The organism is Pseudomonas sp. MPR-R2A5, assembly GCF_058793055.1.
Genome location: NZ_JBXAFK010000055.1, coordinates 19,007 through 36,725, shown reverse-complemented (window position 1 = coordinate 36,725; position 17,719 = coordinate 19,007). Strand labels below are relative to the sequence as shown.

Below are 17,719 nucleotides of genomic sequence, written 5' to 3'. Positions count from 1 at the left end.
AGCTTGCGCGGTTTAACATTTGCTCAAAGGAATACACATGGAATGGCTGACCAATCCGGAAATCTGGATTGCCTTCTTCACCCTGACGGCCCTCGAGATCGTCCTGGGCATCGATAACATCATCATGATTTCGATCCTGGTCAGCCGCATGCCCAAGCATATGCAGGCGCGCACCCGGATTTTCGGCCTGGCCCTGGCCATGGTCACCCGCATCCTGCTGCTGCTGTCGATCACCTGGGTCATGCGCCTGACCGACGATCTGTTCGTGGTCTTCGGCCAAGGCATCTCCGGTCGCGACCTGATCCTGTTCTTCGGTGGCCTGTTCCTGCTGTGGAAAAGCTCCCAGGAGATGTACCACGCCCTGGAAGGTGAAGACGAAACCCACGACGAGCCAAAGGGCGCCGGTGGCAAGTTCATCTACACCATCATCCAGATCGCGATCATCGACATCGTGTTCTCGCTGGACTCGGTGATCACCGCGGTCGGCATGGTCTCCCATGTGCCGGTCATGGTCGCAGCGATCATCGTTGCGGTACTGGTGATGATGCTGGCAGCCGGCACCATCAGCGATTTCATCGACAAGCACCCATCGCTGAAGATGCTGGCGCTGTCGTTCCTGCTGGTGGTCGGTACCGTGCTGATCGCCGAAGCCTTCGACGTGCATGTGCCAAAAGGCTACGTCTACTTCGCCATGGCGTTCTCGCTGGCGGTGGAAGCGGTGAATATCAAGATGCGCACAGCCATCGCGAAAAAGAAGAAACAGCAGGACCCTGTGAAACTGCGCAAGGACATTCCGGGTCAATAACATTGATCCGTTGCCGAAATGGGGCGTTCGCGCCCCATTTTTTCATCTGCAAAAAGCTGAATTCATGACAGTTTTGTTTCAATCCCCACTTTAGCTATGCGATGCTGGCGCAGAGCCCATTCGCCAACTACAGCTTAAGTACAAGACGTAGAACGGCACGCGGCAATTCTCCTTAGCTCCTGTTGGAGCACACCCACACGGGGGGCCGAGCATGCTGACCTTGCTCAATCTGCTTTCCGCCGTGACCCTCTTGATCTGGGGCACGCACATTGTCCGTACCGGCATCCTGCGGGTCTACGGTTCCAACTTGCGCCAAGTCATCGGACAGAACATGTCCAAGCGCTGGCTGGCATTTGTCGCCGGTATTCTGGTGACGGCCATGGTGCAAAGCAGCAACGCCACGGCGATGCTGGTGACTTCGTTCGTCGGCCAAGGGCTGATGGGGCTGATGCCCGCCCTGGCGACCATGCTCGGTGCCGACGTCGGTACCGCACTGATGGCGCGGGTGCTGACGTTTGACCTGTCCTGGCTGTCGCCGCTGCTGATTTTTCTTGGGGTGATTTTCTTCCTGTCGCGCAAACAGACGCGGGCAGGGCAGTTGGGCCGGGTCGGAATCGGCCTCGGGCTGATCATCCTCGCACTGCAACTGATCGTCGAAGCCGCCGGGCCCATTACCCATGCGCAAGGCGTGAAGGTGCTGTTCGCCTCGCTGACCGGCGACATCCTGCTCGACGCCTTGGTCGGCGCCTTGTTCGCGATGATTTCCTATTCCAGCCTCGCCGCTGTACTGCTGACCGCTACCCTGGCCGGCGCCGGGGTCATCGGCTTGCACGTGGCGATCGGCCTGGTGATTGGCGCCAACATTGGCAGTGGCGTGCTGGCCTTCCTCAGCACCAGCATGCAGAACGCCGCCGGCCGCCAAGTGGCCCTGGGCAGCCTGCTCTACAAACTGATTGGCCTGCTGCTGATCATCCCGGTGCTCGACCCGCTCGTACGCTGGATGGACGGCCTGGACTACAGCGCCCAAGGCATGGTCATCACCTTCCACCTGCTCTACAACGTCAGCCGCTGCCTGATCCTGTTGCCGACCATCGGCCCGATGGCCCGGCTATGTGCCTGGCTGCTGCCCGAACGTGAAGAGGCCAACGGCAAGGCCAAGCCACGCCACCTCGACCTCGCGGCGCTGAGCACGCCGAGCCTGGCACTGGCCAACGCCGCGCGGGAAACCTTGCGCCTGGGCGACCTGATCGACAACATGCTGACCGCCATGCGTGAAGTATTGCGCGGAAAACAGACGGCCATCACCCAGGAAATGCGCAGCCTCAGCGACGACGTCGAGTCGCTCTACAGCGCGATCAAGCTCTACCTGGCGCAAATGCCCCGCGAAGACCTCAGCGAACAGGACAGCCGCCGCTGGGCAGAAATCATCGAACTGTCGATCAACCTGAAACTGGCTGGCGACCTGATCGAACGCATGCTGCGCAAAGTCCAACAGCAAAAAACCTCCCAGCGCCGCCAATTCTCTGAAGTGGGCCTGGAAGAACTCACCGGCCTGCACAGCCAACTGATCGCCAACCTGCGCCTGGGCCTGTCGGTGTTCCTCAGTGCCGACCCGGAAAGCGCTCGTCAACTGCTGCGCGAAAAGCGCCGCTTCCGCGCCCAGGAACGCCGCCTGGCACACGCTCACGTCAGCCGCTTGCAGCGCAAGATCGTACAGAGCCTGGAGACCAGTTCCTTGCATCTGGAACTGATTGCCGACATGAAGCGCTTGAACTCATTGTTTTGCAGCAGTGCCTATGTCGTCTTGGAAACCTCCGACACCGGCGCACTTTCCACCGAAGATATTGCCGACATCACACATTCGCCCTGAACGTACGGTGGCCCGTGAAGTCAGTTAAAACTGACCTCACTCGCCAGGAAGCTTGTTATGCGTCGCCTGTTATTCGCTTGCCTGCTCATGGGCTCTGCACACGCCTTTGCCTTTGATCGCCTGCAGGTCGAGGGCTACATCTTGCCCAACGGCCTGCAGTTGCTGCTCAAACCGGGCACCGAACGTGGGCACGTGGCCATTCGCCTGGTGGTGGGCGTGGGCCTGGATGACTTCAGCTGCGAGGACAAGGAACTGCCGCACCTGCTCGAACACCTGCTGTTCAGTGGCATCGACGGAGGCGGCGAAGGCGATCTGGAAGACCGCATGCAAGCCCTGGGCGGCGAGTGGAACGCCTACACCAGCAACGCCGACACCACCTTCGTGATCGAAGCCCCCGCGCAAAACCAGCGCAAGGTGCTGGACCTGCTGCTCGCCATCATCACCCGCACCACGCTGACCGACGCCAATATCAAAGCCGCCAAGCAAGTCGTCGAACGCGAGGACGGCGGTCACTACTCGCACCTGCAACGCCTGCTGGACCGCCAGGACCTGGGCCACACCGCCAGCAACCAATTGGCCGTCGAACTGGGGCTCAAATGTGCCGAACGCGCCGAGGTTGGCCAACTGACTCGCAACCAGCTGGAGCAACTGCGCAAAAATTGGTACGCCCCCAACAACATGACCCTGATCATCGTCGGCGACCTCGACAAGCTGCTGCCGGCCTACCTGGAACGCACCTATGGCGCGCTTGACCCGGTCGAGCCGACCGAGCACCTGGCCCTGCCGGAAATCCAACACGCCGCCGCCAGCCACCGCGACCTGATCCACGGCTGGGTCGGTGACAGCGCCAAACTGCACTGGCTGTTCCCCGAGCCGGTACTGGACGACCAGCATGATGAAACCTACGACCTGCTCAAGGATTATCTGGATTGGGCGCTGTACCGCCAACTGCGCCTCAAGCATGGGCTGTCCTACGGCCCCTGGAGCGAACGCGAAGTGCTCGGTGGTGTCGGTTTCCTGAGCCTGAACGCCGACCTCGAGCGCGATAGCCTCCCTGCAGCCGAACAGGTGCTGCAAGACCTCAAGGCGCAATTGCTCAAGGACGGGCTCGACCCCACGGTATTCACCCGCCTCAAACAAGCCGCCATCGCTCGCCAGGCCTGGGCCGTGCAGGGCAACAGCGCCCTGGCCGACTATTACTGGAGCGCTTCGGGCGACTACAACAACGGGCGCTTCAGCGACCCGGTCAAACGCATCAAGGCCGTCAGCCTGGAGCAGACCAACCAGGCCATGCGCGAAGCGTTCAAGCAGCCAGGCTACTGGCGTATCGAGAAACCGCTGCTGAGCTACGACGGGCTGAGTTGGATCGGCGCCGGGGTGCTGGGGCTGATCGCCACTGTGTTGATCGGCATACGCCGCTATCGCAAACGGATCCTGTAATGAGGCACCCAACCCAGGGCTAAGACGTTATTCTGTCTGGGATTTTTTCCTACGAAGACTGTGACTGCCGAATGCCGAACCTGACTCACTACATCCAGCGCATCCTCGAACTGATGAAGCGCTACCCAGGGGTGATCGCACTCGGCGGTTTCATATCGGGGGTCAGCAGCTTCATCCTGGTGGACCGCCAGCAGGGCATGGCCAGCTGGATCGCAGTGATCATGCTGGTGAGCTGGCTGTGGCTGATGCTGGAAAACAGCTTTACCCAACTGTTCACCAAAGTCTTCAAGCGCGAAATCCCCGAACCGCTGCTGCGCTATGCCACCCAGATGATCCACCAGGAAAGTCTGTTTTTTGTACTGCCGTTCTTTTTCGTCACCACCACCTGGAACAGCGGCCAGTCGATGTTCACCGGGCTGCTTGGCGCGGCGGCGCTGGTGTCGATCACCGACCCGCTGTACTACAAGTGGCTGGCGCCCAAGCGCTCGCTGTTCCTTGCACTGCATACCCTGACCCTGTTCGCCGCACTGCTGACCGCGCTGCCGATCATCCTGCACCTGACGACGGCCGAGAGCTACAAGCTCGCCCTCGGCGTGGCCATGGTGCTGTCGATACCAAGCCTGGCAGTGAGCTTGCCACTGCGCAGCCTCAAAGGCTGGGCGATGCTGCTGGGTGTCACGGCTGCCATTGGCTGCGCCGGCTGGTTCCTGCGCAGTTGGGTACCACCGGCAACCCTGTGGATGACCGAAGTGGCCATCAGCACCCAATTGCAAGACCGCACGCCGGGCGATGACCTCACCGAAGTCAGCGCCGCCCAACTGCGCAGCGGCGGCCTGTATGCCTATACCGCGATCAACGCACCACGCGGGCTGGATGAGCGGATCTACCACGTATGGAAATTCAACGGCAAAGAAGTCGACCGTATTGCCCTGGATATCCATGGTGGGCGCAAGGAAGGTTACCGCGCCTGGACGCACAAGCAGAACTTCCCGCCCGACGCGGTGGGCCGCTGGCAAGTGCGTGTGTTGACCGAAGACGGACAGGTGATCGGTGTGTTGCGTTTCAAAGTGACTGACACAGCACAAACGGACAACCCAAAGTAGGCTATATCGTGCTATTACGTAGGCATTGTGGATAGCAGACAAGCTCGGAGCTTATGACCAGTAGCACCACGGCCGGCACAGCCCACCTCGATACGTCCACCGCTCCTCCGTTGCTCAGGATTACGGGGGACTGGACGCTTGCCCACTACGCCAACCTGAAGAAGCTGTCAGACAAACTCGACGGCCAATACGACGCTGGCGCGCGCATCGACCTCAATGGCCTGGGCGCCCTGGACACGGCCGGTGCTTCGCTGCTGGTGGAGCTGCTGGGCCCGGCCCGCATTGAGCAATCGACCGAACAGACCGATTGCAGCCTGTCCACCGCCGACCGCGCGCTGCTCAAGACCGTCTACCGCTCACTCAATGATTTCTGCGTGCCGGAGAAAGCCCCGGAGGAGGCCACCGGCATCCAGGTGCTGGCGCGTATCGGCCGCGCGGTGGATGCGGTCTGGCAGGACAGCAAGCAACTGTTGGGCTTTATCGGCCTGATCCTTGAGACCTTCGCCCGTAGCATCTTGCGCCCCAAGCGCTGGCGCGTGACCCCCATGGTCGCCCACATCGAACAGACCGGCCTGGACGCCGCGCCCATCGTTGCCTTGCTGACGTTTCTGGTGGGCGCCGTGGTGGCCTTCCTCGGTGCCACAGTGCTCAAAAGCTTCGGCGCGACCGTTTTTACCGTGGACCTGGTGGCGTTTTCCTTCCTGCGGGAATTCGGCGTGCTGCTCACCGCAATCCTGATCGCCGGTCGCACCGCCAGTTCGTTTACCGCGCAGATCGGCTCGATGAAAGCCAACGAAGAAATCGACGCCATCCGCACCCTGGGCCTGGACCCAATGGAACTGCTGGTATTGCCACGCGTGCTGGCGCTGCTGGTAGCGCTGCCGATGCTGACGTTCCTGGCGATGCTCTCGGGGATTGTCGGCGGTGGGGTGGTGTGTGCCGTGACCCTGGATATTTCGCCGGCGATGTTCCTCTCCCTGCTGCAATCGGACATTGGCGTACAGCATTTCCTGGTGGGCATGGTGAAAGCGCCGATCTTCGCCTTCCTGATTGCCGCCATCGGTTGCCTGGAAGGCTTCAAGGTCAGCGGCAGCGCGGAGTCAGTCGGCGCCCACACCACGTCCAGCGTGGTGCAATCGATCTTTGTGGTGATTCTGCTGGATGCGGTCGCCGCGCTGTTCTTCATGGAGATGAACTGGTGAGTCGCCTACCCCGAGCCCCCAGCGAGGCGGTGATCGAGGTCCGTGGACTGTGCAATCGCTTTGGCCGCCAGAGCGTGCACGAGAACCTCGACCTGGATTTGTACAAGGGCGAAATTCTCGCAGTGGTCGGCGGCTCCGGCAGCGGCAAGTCCGTGTTGTTACGCAGCATCGTCGGCCTGCGTCGGCCCAGCGAAGGCGAGGTGCGGGTATTCGGCAAGAACCTGCCGAGCCTGCCGGAGCATGAGCGCTCCCTGGTGGAACGGCGCTTTGGCGTACTGTTCCAGAAGGGCGCGCTGTTTTCCTCGCTGACGGTCACCGAGAACGTCGCGCTGCCGCTGATCGAACACGCCGGCCTGAGCCGCGCCGATGCCGAACACCTGGCGGCGGTCAAACTGGCCCTGGCCGGCTTGCCACTGTCGGCAGCCGACAAATACCCGGCGTCGCTGTCCGGCGGCATGATCAAGCGCGCCGCCCTGGCCAGGGCCCTGGCGTTGGACCCGGACATCCTGTTTCTCGACGAACCCACCGCCGGCCTCGACCCGATTGGCGCGGCGCAATTCGACCAACTGATCCTGACCCTGCGCGATGCCCTGGGCCTGAGCGTGTTCCTGGTCACCCATGACCTCGACACGCTGTACACCATCACCGACCGCGTGGCTGTGCTGGCGCAGAAGAAAGTGCTGGTGGCCGACGCCATCGATGTCGTCTCGGAAACGAACGACGCCTGGATTCACGAATATTTCCACGGCCCCCGGGGCCGCGCGGCATTGGATGCCGCTCAACCGCTCAACGAGGTATGACATGGAAACCCGAGCCCATCATGTGATGATCGGTCTGTTCAGCGTGATCGTGGTGGTCGGCGCGATGCTGTTTGGCCTGTGGCTGGCCAAGTCCAGCGTCGACACCGCTTTCGAGGATTACGAAGTGATCTTCAACGAGGCGGTCAGCGGCCTGTCCCAGGGCAGCTCGGTGCAGTACAGCGGGATCAAGGTGGGTGATGTGATCAGCCTGCGCCTGGACCCGAACGACCCGCGCCGCGTGCTCGCGCGCATCCGCCTCTCTGGCCAGACGCCGATCAAGGAAGACACCCAGGCCAAGTTGGCCCTGACCGGCATCACCGGTACTTCAATCATCCAGCTCAGCGGTGGCACGCCACAAAGCCCGAAACTCAAGGGCAAGGACGGCAACCTGCCAGAAATCATCGCGTCGCCGTCGCCTATCGCGCGGCTGTTGAATAACAGCAACGACTTGATGACCAGCATCAACCTGCTGCTGCACAACGCCAACGACATGTTCTCGGCGCAGAACGTCGAGCGCATCAGCAATACCCTGGATCATCTGGAACAAACTACCGGTGCGATTGCCGACCAGCGTGGCGATATCAAGGTGGTCATGCAGCAACTGATGCAGGTCAGCAAACAGGCCGGTGCCGCCCTGGAGCAGACCACCGCGCTGATGCGCAATGCCAACGGCCTGCTCAACGATCAAGGCAAGCAGGTATTCGGCAGCGCCGAGCAAGCCATGAAATCCCTTGAGCAGAGCACCGCGACCATCAATACCTTGCTGACTGACAACAAGGAGTCGGTGAACAGCGGCATGCAAGGTCTTAACGAACTGGCGCCGGCCGTGCGCGAACTGCGCGAAACCCTCGGCTCGCTGCGCGCCATCTCCCGTCGCCTGGAAGCCAACCCCAGTGGCTACCTGCTGGGCAGCGACAAGAACAAGGAGTTCACGCCATGAAGCGTGCTTACCAAATAATGGCCCCTGTGGCCCTGGCGCTGCTCGGCGCGTGCTCGATCCTGCCCAAGGCGGATCCGTCGGACACCTACCGACTGCCCTCGGCCCAGGCCGCCCACCAGGGAGCGCCGGTCAGTTGGTCGCTGCGCCTGACCAAGCCGCAGACCAGTGAGTTCCTCGACAGCCCGCGCATCGCCGTGGTGCCCAATGGCGATTTGATCAGCAGCTATGCGAACTCACGCTGGAGCGATCCGGCGCCCGTGCTGTTGCGTAATCGCCTGATGGACGGGTTCCAGCGCGATGGGCGAGTGACCCTGTTGAGCACCGACGACACCAACCTGCAGGCCGACTATGAGCTGGGCGGACAGTTGCAGGCGTTCCAGAGTGAATACCGGGGCAGTGCGGTGGACGTGTTGATCCGCCTCGACGCACGCCTGGTGCGTGGGAGTGATCAGCGGATTATTGCCAGCCGGCGGTTTGAAGTGCGCCAGGCAGTGACAGACACCCAAGTGCCGGCGGTGGTGGCGGCTTTTGGCCAAGCCGGGGATCAGTTGAACAGGCAGGTGGTGGAATGGGTTGTTCAGCAGGGTAACGGTACTGTGAAACGCTGAGGGCCTCATCGGGGGCAAGCCCCCTCCCACATTTTGAATGTGTTCACAGATCAACATGTGGGAGGGGCTTGCTCCCGATAGCATCCAGCCTTAACCGAAGAACCAGTAGCACACCGCAATCGCCGCCACTACGCCAGCAAACTCAGCCAGCAACGCACACCCTACGGCATGCCGCGCCCGCTGGATGCCCACCGAACCGAAGTACACCGCCAACACATAAAAGGTGGTTTCCGTACTGCCCTGAATCGTCGCCGCCACCAACGCCGGGAAACTGTCCACCCCCTGCGTCTGCATGGTCTCAATCAACATCGCCCGGGCCGCGCTGCCGGAGAATGGCTTGACCATCGCGGTCGGCAGGGCATCGACAAAGCGCGTGTCCATACCGGTCCAGGCCACCACGTGGCGAATGCCTTCAAGGCCGAAGTCCAGTGCACCGGAGGCGCGCAACACGCCCACCGCGCAAAGCATGGCCACCAGATACGGCAGCAGGTTCTTGGCAACATCGAAGCCCTCCTTGGCCCCTTCGACAAACGCCTCGTACACCTTCACCTTGCGCAACGCACCGATCACCACGAACAGCATGATCAGGCCGAACAGCGTCAGGTTGCCGAGGATAGAGGACAGGCCGGCCAATGCGGTGGCTGACAAGGTCGCCAGCAACGCCATGAAACCACCCAGCACCAGCGCACCAGGAATCAGGTACGCCAACACCACCGGGTCCCACAGCCGCAGGCGCTGCATGATCGCGACCGACAACAAGCCCACCAGCGTCGACGCACTGGTGGCCAGCAGAATCGGCAGGAATACCAGCGTGGGGTCGGCAGCGCCTTGCTGGGCGCGGTACATGAAGATGGTCACCGGTAACAACGTCAACGATGATGCGTTCAGCACCAGAAACAGGATCTGCGCGTTACTCGCGGTGTTGGGGATAGGGTTGAGTTCCTGCAACGCCTTCATGGCTTTCAGGCCAATGGGCGTCGCGGCGTTGTCCAGGCCCAGGCCGTTGGCGGCGAAGTTGAGCGTGATCAAACCGATGGCAGGGTGGCCGGCGGGCACTTCCGGCATCAGGCGGCGAAACAGCGGGCCAAGGGCCTTGGCCAGCCAGTCGACAATCCCGGCTTTTTCGGCAATCCGCAGGAAGCCCAGCCACAACGTCAGGGTGCCGAACAGCAGCACCATCACTTCCACCGACAACTTGGCCATGGCGAAAATACTTTCCACCATCGCCGCAAAAATACCGGCGTTACCGCCGATCAGCCATTGCGCCAGTGCCGACACCATTGCCACGACAAAGAAGCCAAGCCACAGGCCATTGAGCATCAGTTGAATCCCCCGAAAGATGGGGCGAATGATAGCGGGGCTGGCAGAAACGACAAACCCCGGATTTCCCGGGGTTTGTTTCGTTCACGCGGGTTTCAGCCGCGGCTGGCCTCACCGACCGGCAGCGCTTGCTTGCTGCGCCAGTGCGGCAGGGAGTTCCAGTAGCGCTCGCCCTTGGCGTCGTCGTACATGCCTTCCCAACGGGAGATCACCAATACCGCCAACGCGTTGCCTATGACGTTGAGTGCGGTACGCGCCATGTCCATGATGCGGTCGACACCGGCAATGAACGCCAGGCCTTCCAGCGGAATGCCCACACTGCCCAGGGTGGCCAGCAGCACCACGAAGGACACGCCCGGTACACCGGCGATGCCTTTGGAGGTGACCATCAGGGTCAGTACCAGCATCAACTGCTGGCCGATCGACAGGTCGATGCCGTACAGCTGGGCAATAAAGATCGCCGCGATGCTCTGGTACAGGGTCGATCCGTCAAGGTTGAACGAGTAACCGGTCGGTACCACGAAGCTGCAGATAGCCTTTGGCGCGCCGTAGGCCTCCATCTTCTCGATCACCCGTGGCAGCACGGTTTCGGAGCTGGCGGTGGAATAGGCCAGCACCAGTTCATCCTTGAAGATGCGCATCAGCTTGATCACCGAGAAGCCAAACAGGCGAGCGATCAGGCCCAGGATCACAAAGGCGAAGAACAGAATGGCGACGTAAACCAGGATCACCAACTTGGCCAGCGGCAGCAACGATGCGAAGCCGAAGTTGGCGACGGTCACCGCGATCAGCGCAAAGACGCCGATAGGGGCGTACTTCATGATCATGTGGGTGACTTTGAACATGCTCTCGGACACGCCCTGGAACATTGTCACCAGCGGCTCGCGCAGTTCCGGCTTGAGGCTCGACAGGCCCAGGCCGAACAGCACGGAGAAGAAGATGATCGGCAGCATTTCGCCACGGGCCACGGCGGCGAAGATGTTCGAAGGGATCAGGTTGAGGATGGTCTGGATGAACGCATGCTCATGCTGCACTTCGGCGGCAGTGGCGGTGTACTTGGAGATATCGACGGTACCCAGGGTACTCATATCGATGCCGGCACCAGGGTGGAACAGGTTGGCCAGGAGCAAGCCGACCACAATGGCGATGGTGGTGACGATCTCGAAGTAAAGAATGGTTTTGACGCCGATGCGACCGAGTTTTTTCGCGTCACCCACCCCGGCAATGCCGACGATCAGCGAGGAAATCACAATCGGGATCACGATCATCTTGATCAGGCGGATAAAGATATCGCCTGCCGGCTGCAACACATTGCTGATCCACCAGGCCTTTTCAGCACTGAAATGGTTGAGCACTGCACCGATTGCGATCCCCAGTACCAAACCGATGAGGATCTGCCAGGCGAGGCTTAGCTTTGCCTTCTTCATGTCATTACCCTTACTTCAAGTGGACTTAAGGCACATGCGCCATCTGGAACGCTCGGAAGCGAAAAAGTGAGTGCATCTGCCTCCATGGAAGGTCACCGCAGCGTGGCCGAAATGGCTTACTGGCAGGCGAAAAAAGGCGCAACTATTCCCATGCAAGGGGGCGACGTCTAATGCCGTAAACGCCTACCCCATGCCGAATCGGCATGACTTTTTTGAATAATAACTGTCCGAACGGTCAGTTCAAATGCGACAGATTGCCAGGTGAATATGCCGTGAACTGGCCGATTCAGGCTCGCACAGAGATTCAGGGCGAGTTGTGGTCTACGGCAAAAATGCCTGGGAATTCAGAGGGGTCATGTCAGAAATGGCCTATAGCGCAGACAAAACTTTCTCGATGGATGGTCTCCACCGACACACCAAGTAATGGTTGAGGGAGCGCAAAAAGAAGTTTCTCGGCTATGGACGGTATGGGAGGCGAGGGGGGCTTAATAAGCCCGTCGCAAGTTCAGCAAGCTTGAGGACTTGTGAACTTGCGCCGCAGCTTTTCGCCTGACCCGGCCCTTGCGCAGGTACTCCCTGTACCCGTAGGTCACGCCGATCTCGATTGATCAGAACAACCCGGCCCCCTGGTCATGCATCACCCCTGGCGGGCGATGCAAACAGAAAGAAGCGAGGGGCTTCTTTCTATGGACGCCAGCCCCGTAGACGCCAGACGCGTCAGACGGAACCTAGTACCAATTCGGATCTTTCTTCAGCTGTTCCATCAGCAGCTTTTTCATGCCCTCATCCGGCTTACCGATAAAACGGTAATCGGCGTGCCGTGTCGGGGATTTATCTGCCGGCAAACCGGCGGGGACTTCCACCAACATGGCGTAGGCATCTTCCTTGTCGAAGCTGAAGGCAACGATCAAGCGCTTATTCCGGCACGTGTCCGCGGTTTCACAGAGCGGCCCGACCAAGTACTTGTCGCCATCCTCCTCGACAGCATTCATTTGCTCCGCCGCACCGGACAGGTTCATCACCCATTCCGGCAGGCGTTCTTCTTTCTTCACCACGCTTTGCCAGGTTTCACGGTATTGCGGGTCCGTGCTGAGCAATTCGCTGGCCCGGGTCTGACCGTCGTTGGCGGCCATTGCCAGGCCGCTGCCGCCCAGGAGCAGGACGGCAGCTATGGCTTTGAGAGACAAAGTGGTCATATTCAGCCTCGGCCGCGACGACCAAAGAAGAACGAAGCGATGAACATCACCAGGAAAACGACAAACAGGATCTTGGCGATACCCGTTGCGGTGCCCGCGATACCACCGAAGCCCAGGACTGCAGCCACAATGGCGATGATCAGAAATGTGATTGCCCAACTCAACATGGTGATTCTCCTTACGCTTCTATAGGGGTAACAGCGGTAGTGCCGTACAGCCGCTCGACTCGAGCGGCCTTTTGTTGCCTAGAACACCCAGCGCTCCTGGGATGGCAGTTCACTCAGGGATGAATCCTGGTCAACCATCCGCAGCTGCGGGGCTGTTGCATCGGCAGAAACGCTGCCAACGGAACGGAAATGGGTCTGCGTCATCACTGGACGTTCGAAATGCGGGGTTTGCTGCTGACCGTGCTGCCAATGCTGCAGTTGCTGGCCGCCAATCAACGTGACCATCAGGGCCAGGCTGGCAAACAGACCTTGTTGCAAGCGCAGTGGCGATACATGCAAGTGGCTGAGGCTTTGGCGAGTCATGCTGCATTTCTCCCGCATTATTCTGATTATTCGTTCATGACGCTCTTGGGAGAGGTATTGCAGAGCGCATGCCAGCTTTTTTACAAAATAAAACTCAATAAAAACAATGAGTTAAATATTTTACCTAGGGATAAGGCCCAGCATCCTGCACGATGCCTCCGTGTGGGCCGTGCGAAATGCACGATAGCCAACGGTCGGATCGATGGATCGAAAACAGAAACTGCGTTGCCGAAGTGGCAAGACGGCATGAAAACGCCATCAGGTAGGCCTTGTAGGAAGACATGCAGATACCTGCACGACCTTGCCTTTTATCGATCAGAATAAACCATGCAACTTGCCCGATTATTACGGGACTAAACACCATCATTCATAGTTTAAGGAGCGCGGGACAGATGGAATCAGCCAAGGAACTTCAAGGCCGTATTCTTTTAGTGGATGACGAATCCGCGATCCTCCGCACCTTCCGTTATTGCCTGGAAGATGAAGGCTACACCGTGGCCACCGCCAACAGCGCCGCCCAAGCCGATACCCTGATGCAGCGCCAGGTGTTCGACCTGTGCTTCCTGGACCTGCGCCTGGGCGAAGACAACGGCCTGGATGTATTGGCCCAAATGCGAATTCAAGCCCCCTGGATGCGCGTGGTGATTGTGACCGCGCATTCGGCGGTCGATACGGCCGTGGATGCCATCCAGGCCGGTGCTGCCGACTACCTGGTCAAGCCCTGCAGCCCGGACCAGTTGCGCCTGGCCACCGCCAAGCAGTTGGAAGTGCGCCAGCTCTCCGCGCGCCTGGAAGCCCTTGAGGGCGCAGTCCGCCAATCGAAGGACGGCCTCGACTCCCATAGCCCGGCGATGATGGTGGTGCTGGAAACCGCACGCCAGGTGGCCGGGACTGATGCCAATATCCTGATCCTCGGCGAGTCCGGCACGGGTAAAGGCGAGCTCGCTCGTGCTATTCACGGCTGGAGCAAACGTTCGAAGAAGTCCTGCGTCACCATCAACTGCCCCTCTCTGACGGCGGAACTGATGGAGAGCGAATTGTTCGGGCACAGCCGCGGAGCCTTCACCGGCGCCAGCGAGAGTACCCTGGGGCGTGTCAACCAGGCGGACGGCGGCACGTTGTTTCTTGACGAAATCGGCGACTTTCCCCTCACTTTACAGCCCAAATTACTGCGATTCATCCAGGACAAGGAATACGAGCGCGTGGGTGACCCGGTAACCCGGCGCGCCGATGTGCGCATCCTCGCGGCTACCAACCTGAACCTGGAAGACATGGTGCGCGACGGTCGCTTCCGCGAAGACTTGCTGTACCGCCTCAATGTCATCACCCTGCACCTGCCGCCGCTGCGCGAACGCAGTGAAGACATCCTGACCCTGGCCGACCGCTTCCTGGCGCGCTTCGTCAAGGAGTATGCCCGTCCGGCACGCGGCTTCAGCGACGAGGCCCGCGAGGCCCTGCTGAACTATCGCTGGCCGGGCAATATCCGCGAACTGCGCAACGTGGTGGAACGCGCCAGCATTATCTGCCCTCAGGAAAAAGTCGAAATCAGCCATCTCGGCATGGCCGAGCAACCGACCAACAATGCGCCGCGGATTGGCGCGGCGTTGAGCTTGGATGAACTGGAAAAAGCTCACATCGGCGCGGTACTGGCCACCAGCGATACCCTGGACCAGGCGGCCCGAACCCTAGGCATCGACGCATCGACCCTGTACCGCAAACGCAAACAGTACAACCTGTGAGCGGTACCTTATGAAGCTAGCGATGACACTGCGCACTCGATTGTTCTTGAGTATCTCCGCGCTGATTACCGTCGCCTTGCTGGGGTTGATCCTGGGCCTGGTCAGTGTGATGCAAATGGCCAAGAGCCAGGAGTCGCTGATCCGCAGCAACTTCATCACCCTGGACCTGGGCCTGAAGTTGCGCCAGACCCTGGGGGACCAGTTGATCCTGATGCTCAGTGAGCATCCGGACCTGGCGGCCCTGCAAACCTCCAAGCAGCACTATTTCGAGCTGCTGGACCAAGGCATCGCCCATGAGGAACAAGATGGCCTCGCCAGCGGGTTCAGCCAGGCGCGAATTGACTATCAGAACTTCCTGAAGGCTTTCGAGGATTCCCAACAAATCTCGCTTGCCAACAATAAAAACGAAAAGCTCACCGAAACCTTCAATGCGTTGCGCAATGGCCTGCTCGCCGAGCACAAGCGCGCCTTGGAGAATATCAACACCAGCGAGCACAAATCCCGTGGCCGTGCGTTGTTGATCGCAGGCCTGCTGGGGCTGGTCGGCCTGGCGGTGTTGATCATCGGTTTCGTCACCGCCCATGGCATCGCACGGCGCTTTGGCGGGCCGATCGAAGCGTTGGCCAAGGCGGCGGACAAGATCGGGCAGGGCGATTTCGAAGTAACGCTGCCCATCTCGTCGGCCGCGGAGATGAACCAACTGACCCGCCGCTTCGGCATCATGGCCGAGGCATTGCGCCAACATCAGGCAACCAATGTCGACGAGCTATTGGCCGGCCAGCAGCGCTTGCAAGCAGTGCTCGACAGCATCGATGACGGGCTATTGATGATTGACCGCCAGGGCCGTCTGGAACACCTCAACCCCGTCGCACAGCGCCAGTTGGGTTGGGACGAGGAGCGTCTTGGCCAAGGCTTGAGCGAAGCGCTGGGGCGCCCTGAAATGGATGAACAGCTTCAGTTGGTGCTGCGCGGCGGCAACCTGGAGCGGGCGCCCGAGGACCTGGAAGTGGAGGTCGAAGGTGAATTGCGCCTGCTGACCTACAGCCTGACGCCGGTCAGCCATACCCAAGGCCACATCCTCGGCGCCGTGATGGTGCTGCATGACGTGACCGAGCAGCGCGCCTTTGAACGGGTACGCAGCGAATTCGTGCTACGCGCCTCTCATGAACTGCGTACGCCAGTGACCGGTATGCACATGGCATTTGGTCTGTTTCGCGAGCGCGCGAAGTTTCCTGAAGACTCGCGGGAAGCGGACCTGCTGGATACGGTCAATGAAGAAATGCAGCGCCTGATGCAGTTGATCAATGACCTGCTCAACTTCTCGCGCTATCAGAACGGTCTGCAAAAACTCACCCTGGGCCCGTGCGATGTCACTGACTTGCTGGAGCATGCGCGTGCCCGCTTCGCTGAACCGGCGAATGCGCAACATATCGAATTGCTGGTTGAAGCCCAAGCCGACTTGCCGAGGTTGTATGCCGACCAGGCTCAGCTGGAGCGCGTGCTCGATAACCTGTTAGGCAACGCCCTTCGCCATACCGCCGAAGGCGGGCAGATTCGCTTGCAGGCCCGGCGACATGGCGAACGGGTGATTATCAGCGTCGAGGACAATGGCGAAGGTATCGCCTATGGCCAGCAAGGCCGTATCTTCGAACCCTTCGTCCAGGTGGGCCGCAAGAAAGGCGGCGCCGGCCTCGGCTTGGCGCTGTGCAAGGAAATTGTGCAGCTGCACGGCGGTCGCATGGGCGTGTACTCGCGGCCGGGGCAGGGCACGCAGTTCTACATGGCACTGCCCTTGTAGGCTCCTGGCTCGCAGTGGCGCGAGTGCTGTCGAAGGGTCGCGCCGTCCCGCTGTGTGTAGCCGTCACGGGCTTGCGGGGGCGCCACAAGCACGCTTGTTCGCAGATTCAACGGCGATTCAGGGCGCGCAGGATCGCGGCGCTTTCCGCATCCGGTGTGCCATCGAACAACGACGGCCGGAAGTGCATCTGGAATGCCGCGATCACGTGGCGCGTGGCGACATCCAGCTCGCCGGTCTGCGGCGTCTGGTAGCCCAGGCGGGCCAACTCTTCCTGGAACCAGGTGATGCTCGGCAGATCGGTGGTGTACTGCAACTGGAAGCGGGCGACGGCCTGCGCATCGGGCCAGATCCCCAAGCCCTCGTCAGCCAAGCGCTTCCACGGGAACAACGGACCCGGATCCAGCTTGCGCAGCGGCGCGATGTCGCTATGCCCAATGATATTCCTGGGGTCGATGCCATTGCGTTTGCTGATGTCCTTGAGCAACACCACCAGGGATTTCACCTGGGCTTCGGAATACGGGTACCACACGCGCCCCGTCGGCGTGTCGCGATACCCCGGGTTGACGATTTCGATGCCGATGGAGCTGGAGTTCAGCCAGGTTCGGCCCATCCACTCGCTTTCCCCTGCATGCCAGGCGCGCTGGCTTTCGTCCACCAGCTTATAGATGGTGGCAGAGGCGTCATCGCCGATCAGATAATGGCTGCTGACCTGGCCATGCGTGAGCAAGGCCAGGGAGCGCTCAAGGTTGGTGGAGGTGTAATGCACGACAACGAATTGCACACGGTTGTCGTGGTTCACGGAAGGGTGGCTGGTATCCAGACGCGGGCCACTGGCGCAGCCGGCGAGCAGGAGAAACACAAAGGCGAAGCACAGGGATTTCATGGCGGAAGACAGTACGCTGAAGACAATAATGCAACAGTGTAACGTACGGCTTCTTGCC

The 17,719-nt window shown here is 60.4% G+C and carries 16 protein-coding genes; 10 read left to right on the top strand and 6 right to left on the bottom strand.

The window, feature by feature from the left end; translation table 11 throughout:
• The first annotated feature begins 37 nt into the window (after window positions 1-37).
• The 8 genes from AC1Q6I_RS29400 (at window position 38) to AC1Q6I_RS29365 (ending at window position 8,768) form a co-directional block, all read left to right on the top strand.
• Window positions 38-805, top strand: coding sequence for a TerC family protein (locus tag AC1Q6I_RS29400; protein WP_003214768.1), 768 nt, complete (start codon window positions 38-40; stop codon window positions 803-805).
• 211 nt (window positions 806-1,016) lie between these two features.
• The gene (locus AC1Q6I_RS29395) at window positions 1,017-2,675 is read left to right on the top strand and encodes a Na/Pi cotransporter family protein (RefSeq protein WP_024072648.1); all 1,659 of its coding nucleotides are present in this window, start codon (window positions 1,017-1,019) and stop codon (window positions 2,673-2,675) included.
• 57 nt (window positions 2,676-2,732) lie between these two features.
• Window positions 2,733-4,115 carry a M16 family metallopeptidase gene (locus AC1Q6I_RS29390; RefSeq protein ID WP_102624635.1) on the top strand — a complete coding sequence of 461 codons (1,383 nt, stop codon included), beginning with the start codon at window positions 2,733-2,735 and terminating at the stop codon, window positions 4,113-4,115.
• Between the two features lie 71 nt (window positions 4,116-4,186).
• Complete coding sequence (locus tag AC1Q6I_RS29385; protein ID WP_024072646.1) at window positions 4,187-5,218, top strand: DUF5924 family protein; 1,032 nt, start codon at window positions 4,187-4,189, stop codon at window positions 5,216-5,218.
• 53 nt (window positions 5,219-5,271) lie between these two features.
• Window positions 5,272-6,420 (top strand): ABC transporter permease, encoded by a 1,149-nt coding sequence (locus AC1Q6I_RS29380; RefSeq protein ID WP_024072645.1) that lies wholly within the window; start codon window positions 5,272-5,274, stop codon window positions 6,418-6,420.
• On the top strand, window positions 6,417-7,220 hold the full coding sequence (locus AC1Q6I_RS29375; RefSeq protein ID WP_024072644.1) for an ABC transporter ATP-binding protein: 804 nt from the start codon (window positions 6,417-6,419) through the stop codon (window positions 7,218-7,220). Before AC1Q6I_RS29380 ends, AC1Q6I_RS29375 begins: the two co-directional genes overlap by 4 nt.
• A 1-nt stretch (window position 7,221) precedes the next feature.
• Entirely contained in the window at window positions 7,222-8,160 is a 939-nt protein-coding gene (locus AC1Q6I_RS29370) for an MlaD family protein (protein ID WP_024072643.1), read from the top strand.
• Complete coding sequence (locus AC1Q6I_RS29365) at window positions 8,157-8,768, top strand: ABC-type transport auxiliary lipoprotein family protein (protein WP_102624634.1); 612 nt, start codon at window positions 8,157-8,159, stop codon at window positions 8,766-8,768. Before AC1Q6I_RS29370 ends, AC1Q6I_RS29365 begins: the two co-directional genes overlap by 4 nt.
• A gap of 90 nt (window positions 8,769-8,858) precedes the next feature.
• Here AC1Q6I_RS29365 and AC1Q6I_RS29360 read toward each other — a convergent pair whose 3' ends face one another.
• The 5 genes from AC1Q6I_RS29360 to AC1Q6I_RS29340 form a co-directional block, all read right to left on the bottom strand.
• The gene (locus AC1Q6I_RS29360; RefSeq protein WP_024072641.1) at window positions 8,859-10,088 is read right to left on the bottom strand and encodes a nucleoside recognition domain-containing protein; all 1,230 of its coding nucleotides are present in this window, start codon (window positions 10,086-10,088) and stop codon (window positions 8,859-8,861) included.
• 95 nt (window positions 10,089-10,183) lie between these two features.
• The gene (gene gltP / locus AC1Q6I_RS29355) at window positions 10,184-11,515 is read right to left on the bottom strand and encodes a glutamate/aspartate:proton symporter GltP (protein ID WP_024072640.1); all 1,332 of its coding nucleotides are present in this window, start codon (window positions 11,513-11,515) and stop codon (window positions 10,184-10,186) included.
• Window positions 11,516-12,243: 728 nt separating this feature from the next.
• On the bottom strand, window positions 12,244-12,711 hold the full coding sequence (locus AC1Q6I_RS29350) for an inhibitor of vertebrate lysozyme family protein (protein WP_102624633.1): 468 nt from the start codon (window positions 12,709-12,711) through the stop codon (window positions 12,244-12,246).
• Between the two features lie 2 nt (window positions 12,712-12,713).
• On the bottom strand, window positions 12,714-12,878 hold the full coding sequence (locus AC1Q6I_RS29345) for a DUF1328 domain-containing protein (protein WP_003170804.1): 165 nt from the start codon (window positions 12,876-12,878) through the stop codon (window positions 12,714-12,716).
• Between the two features lie 78 nt (window positions 12,879-12,956).
• Window positions 12,957-13,241, bottom strand: coding sequence for a hypothetical protein (locus AC1Q6I_RS29340; protein ID WP_024072638.1), 285 nt, complete (start codon window positions 13,239-13,241; stop codon window positions 12,957-12,959).
• A gap of 392 nt (window positions 13,242-13,633) precedes the next feature.
• On the opposite strand from AC1Q6I_RS29340, the gene algB reads away from it, so the two are divergent.
• Both algB and AC1Q6I_RS29330 read left to right on the top strand, forming a co-directional pair.
• Window positions 13,634-14,980: a sigma-54-dependent response regulator transcription factor AlgB gene (algB, locus tag AC1Q6I_RS29335; protein WP_024072637.1), complete on the top strand. Its 1,347-nt coding sequence runs from the start codon at window positions 13,634-13,636 to the stop codon at window positions 14,978-14,980.
• A gap of 10 nt (window positions 14,981-14,990) precedes the next feature.
• Window positions 14,991-16,778 (top strand): ATP-binding protein, encoded by a 1,788-nt coding sequence (locus tag AC1Q6I_RS29330; RefSeq protein WP_024072636.1) that lies wholly within the window; start codon window positions 14,991-14,993, stop codon window positions 16,776-16,778.
• A 106-nt stretch (window positions 16,779-16,884) separates the two neighbouring features.
• On the opposite strand, the gene AC1Q6I_RS29325 is transcribed toward AC1Q6I_RS29330, so the two are convergent.
• The gene (locus AC1Q6I_RS29325) at window positions 16,885-17,661 is read right to left on the bottom strand and encodes an N-acetylmuramoyl-L-alanine amidase (protein WP_024072635.1); all 777 of its coding nucleotides are present in this window, start codon (window positions 17,659-17,661) and stop codon (window positions 16,885-16,887) included.
• Window positions 17,662-17,719 lie beyond the last annotated feature (58 nt).

Coding starts and splice junctions, on each gene's coding strand:
- AC1Q6I_RS29400 (WP_003214768.1), top strand. CDS start 38: ATGGAATGGCTGACCAATCCGGAAATCTGGATTGCCTTCTTCACCCTG.
- AC1Q6I_RS29395 (WP_024072648.1), top strand. CDS start 1,017: ATGCTGACCTTGCTCAATCTGCTTTCCGCCGTGACCCTCTTGATCTGG.
- AC1Q6I_RS29390 (WP_102624635.1), top strand. CDS start 2,733: ATGCGTCGCCTGTTATTCGCTTGCCTGCTCATGGGCTCTGCACACGCC.
- AC1Q6I_RS29385 (WP_024072646.1), top strand. CDS start 4,187: ATGCCGAACCTGACTCACTACATCCAGCGCATCCTCGAACTGATGAAG.
- AC1Q6I_RS29380 (WP_024072645.1), top strand. CDS start 5,272: ATGACCAGTAGCACCACGGCCGGCACAGCCCACCTCGATACGTCCACC.
- AC1Q6I_RS29370 (WP_024072643.1), top strand. CDS start 7,222: ATGGAAACCCGAGCCCATCATGTGATGATCGGTCTGTTCAGCGTGATC.
- AC1Q6I_RS29365 (WP_102624634.1), top strand. CDS start 8,157: ATGAAGCGTGCTTACCAAATAATGGCCCCTGTGGCCCTGGCGCTGCTC.
- AC1Q6I_RS29360 (WP_024072641.1), bottom strand. CDS start 10,088: ATGCTCAATGGCCTGTGGCTTGGCTTCTTTGTCGTGGCAATGGTGTCG.
- gltP (WP_024072640.1), bottom strand. CDS start 11,515: ATGAAGAAGGCAAAGCTAAGCCTCGCCTGGCAGATCCTCATCGGTTTG.
- AC1Q6I_RS29350 (WP_102624633.1), bottom strand. CDS start 12,711: ATGACCACTTTGTCTCTCAAAGCCATAGCTGCCGTCCTGCTCCTGGGC.
- AC1Q6I_RS29345 (WP_003170804.1), bottom strand. CDS start 12,878: ATGTTGAGTTGGGCAATCACATTTCTGATCATCGCCATTGTGGCTGCA.
- AC1Q6I_RS29340 (WP_024072638.1), bottom strand. CDS start 13,241: ATGACTCGCCAAAGCCTCAGCCACTTGCATGTATCGCCACTGCGCTTG.
- algB (WP_024072637.1), top strand. CDS start 13,634: ATGGAATCAGCCAAGGAACTTCAAGGCCGTATTCTTTTAGTGGATGAC.
- AC1Q6I_RS29330 (WP_024072636.1), top strand. CDS start 14,991: ATGAAGCTAGCGATGACACTGCGCACTCGATTGTTCTTGAGTATCTCC.
- AC1Q6I_RS29325 (WP_024072635.1), bottom strand. CDS start 17,661: ATGAAATCCCTGTGCTTCGCCTTTGTGTTTCTCCTGCTCGCCGGCTGC.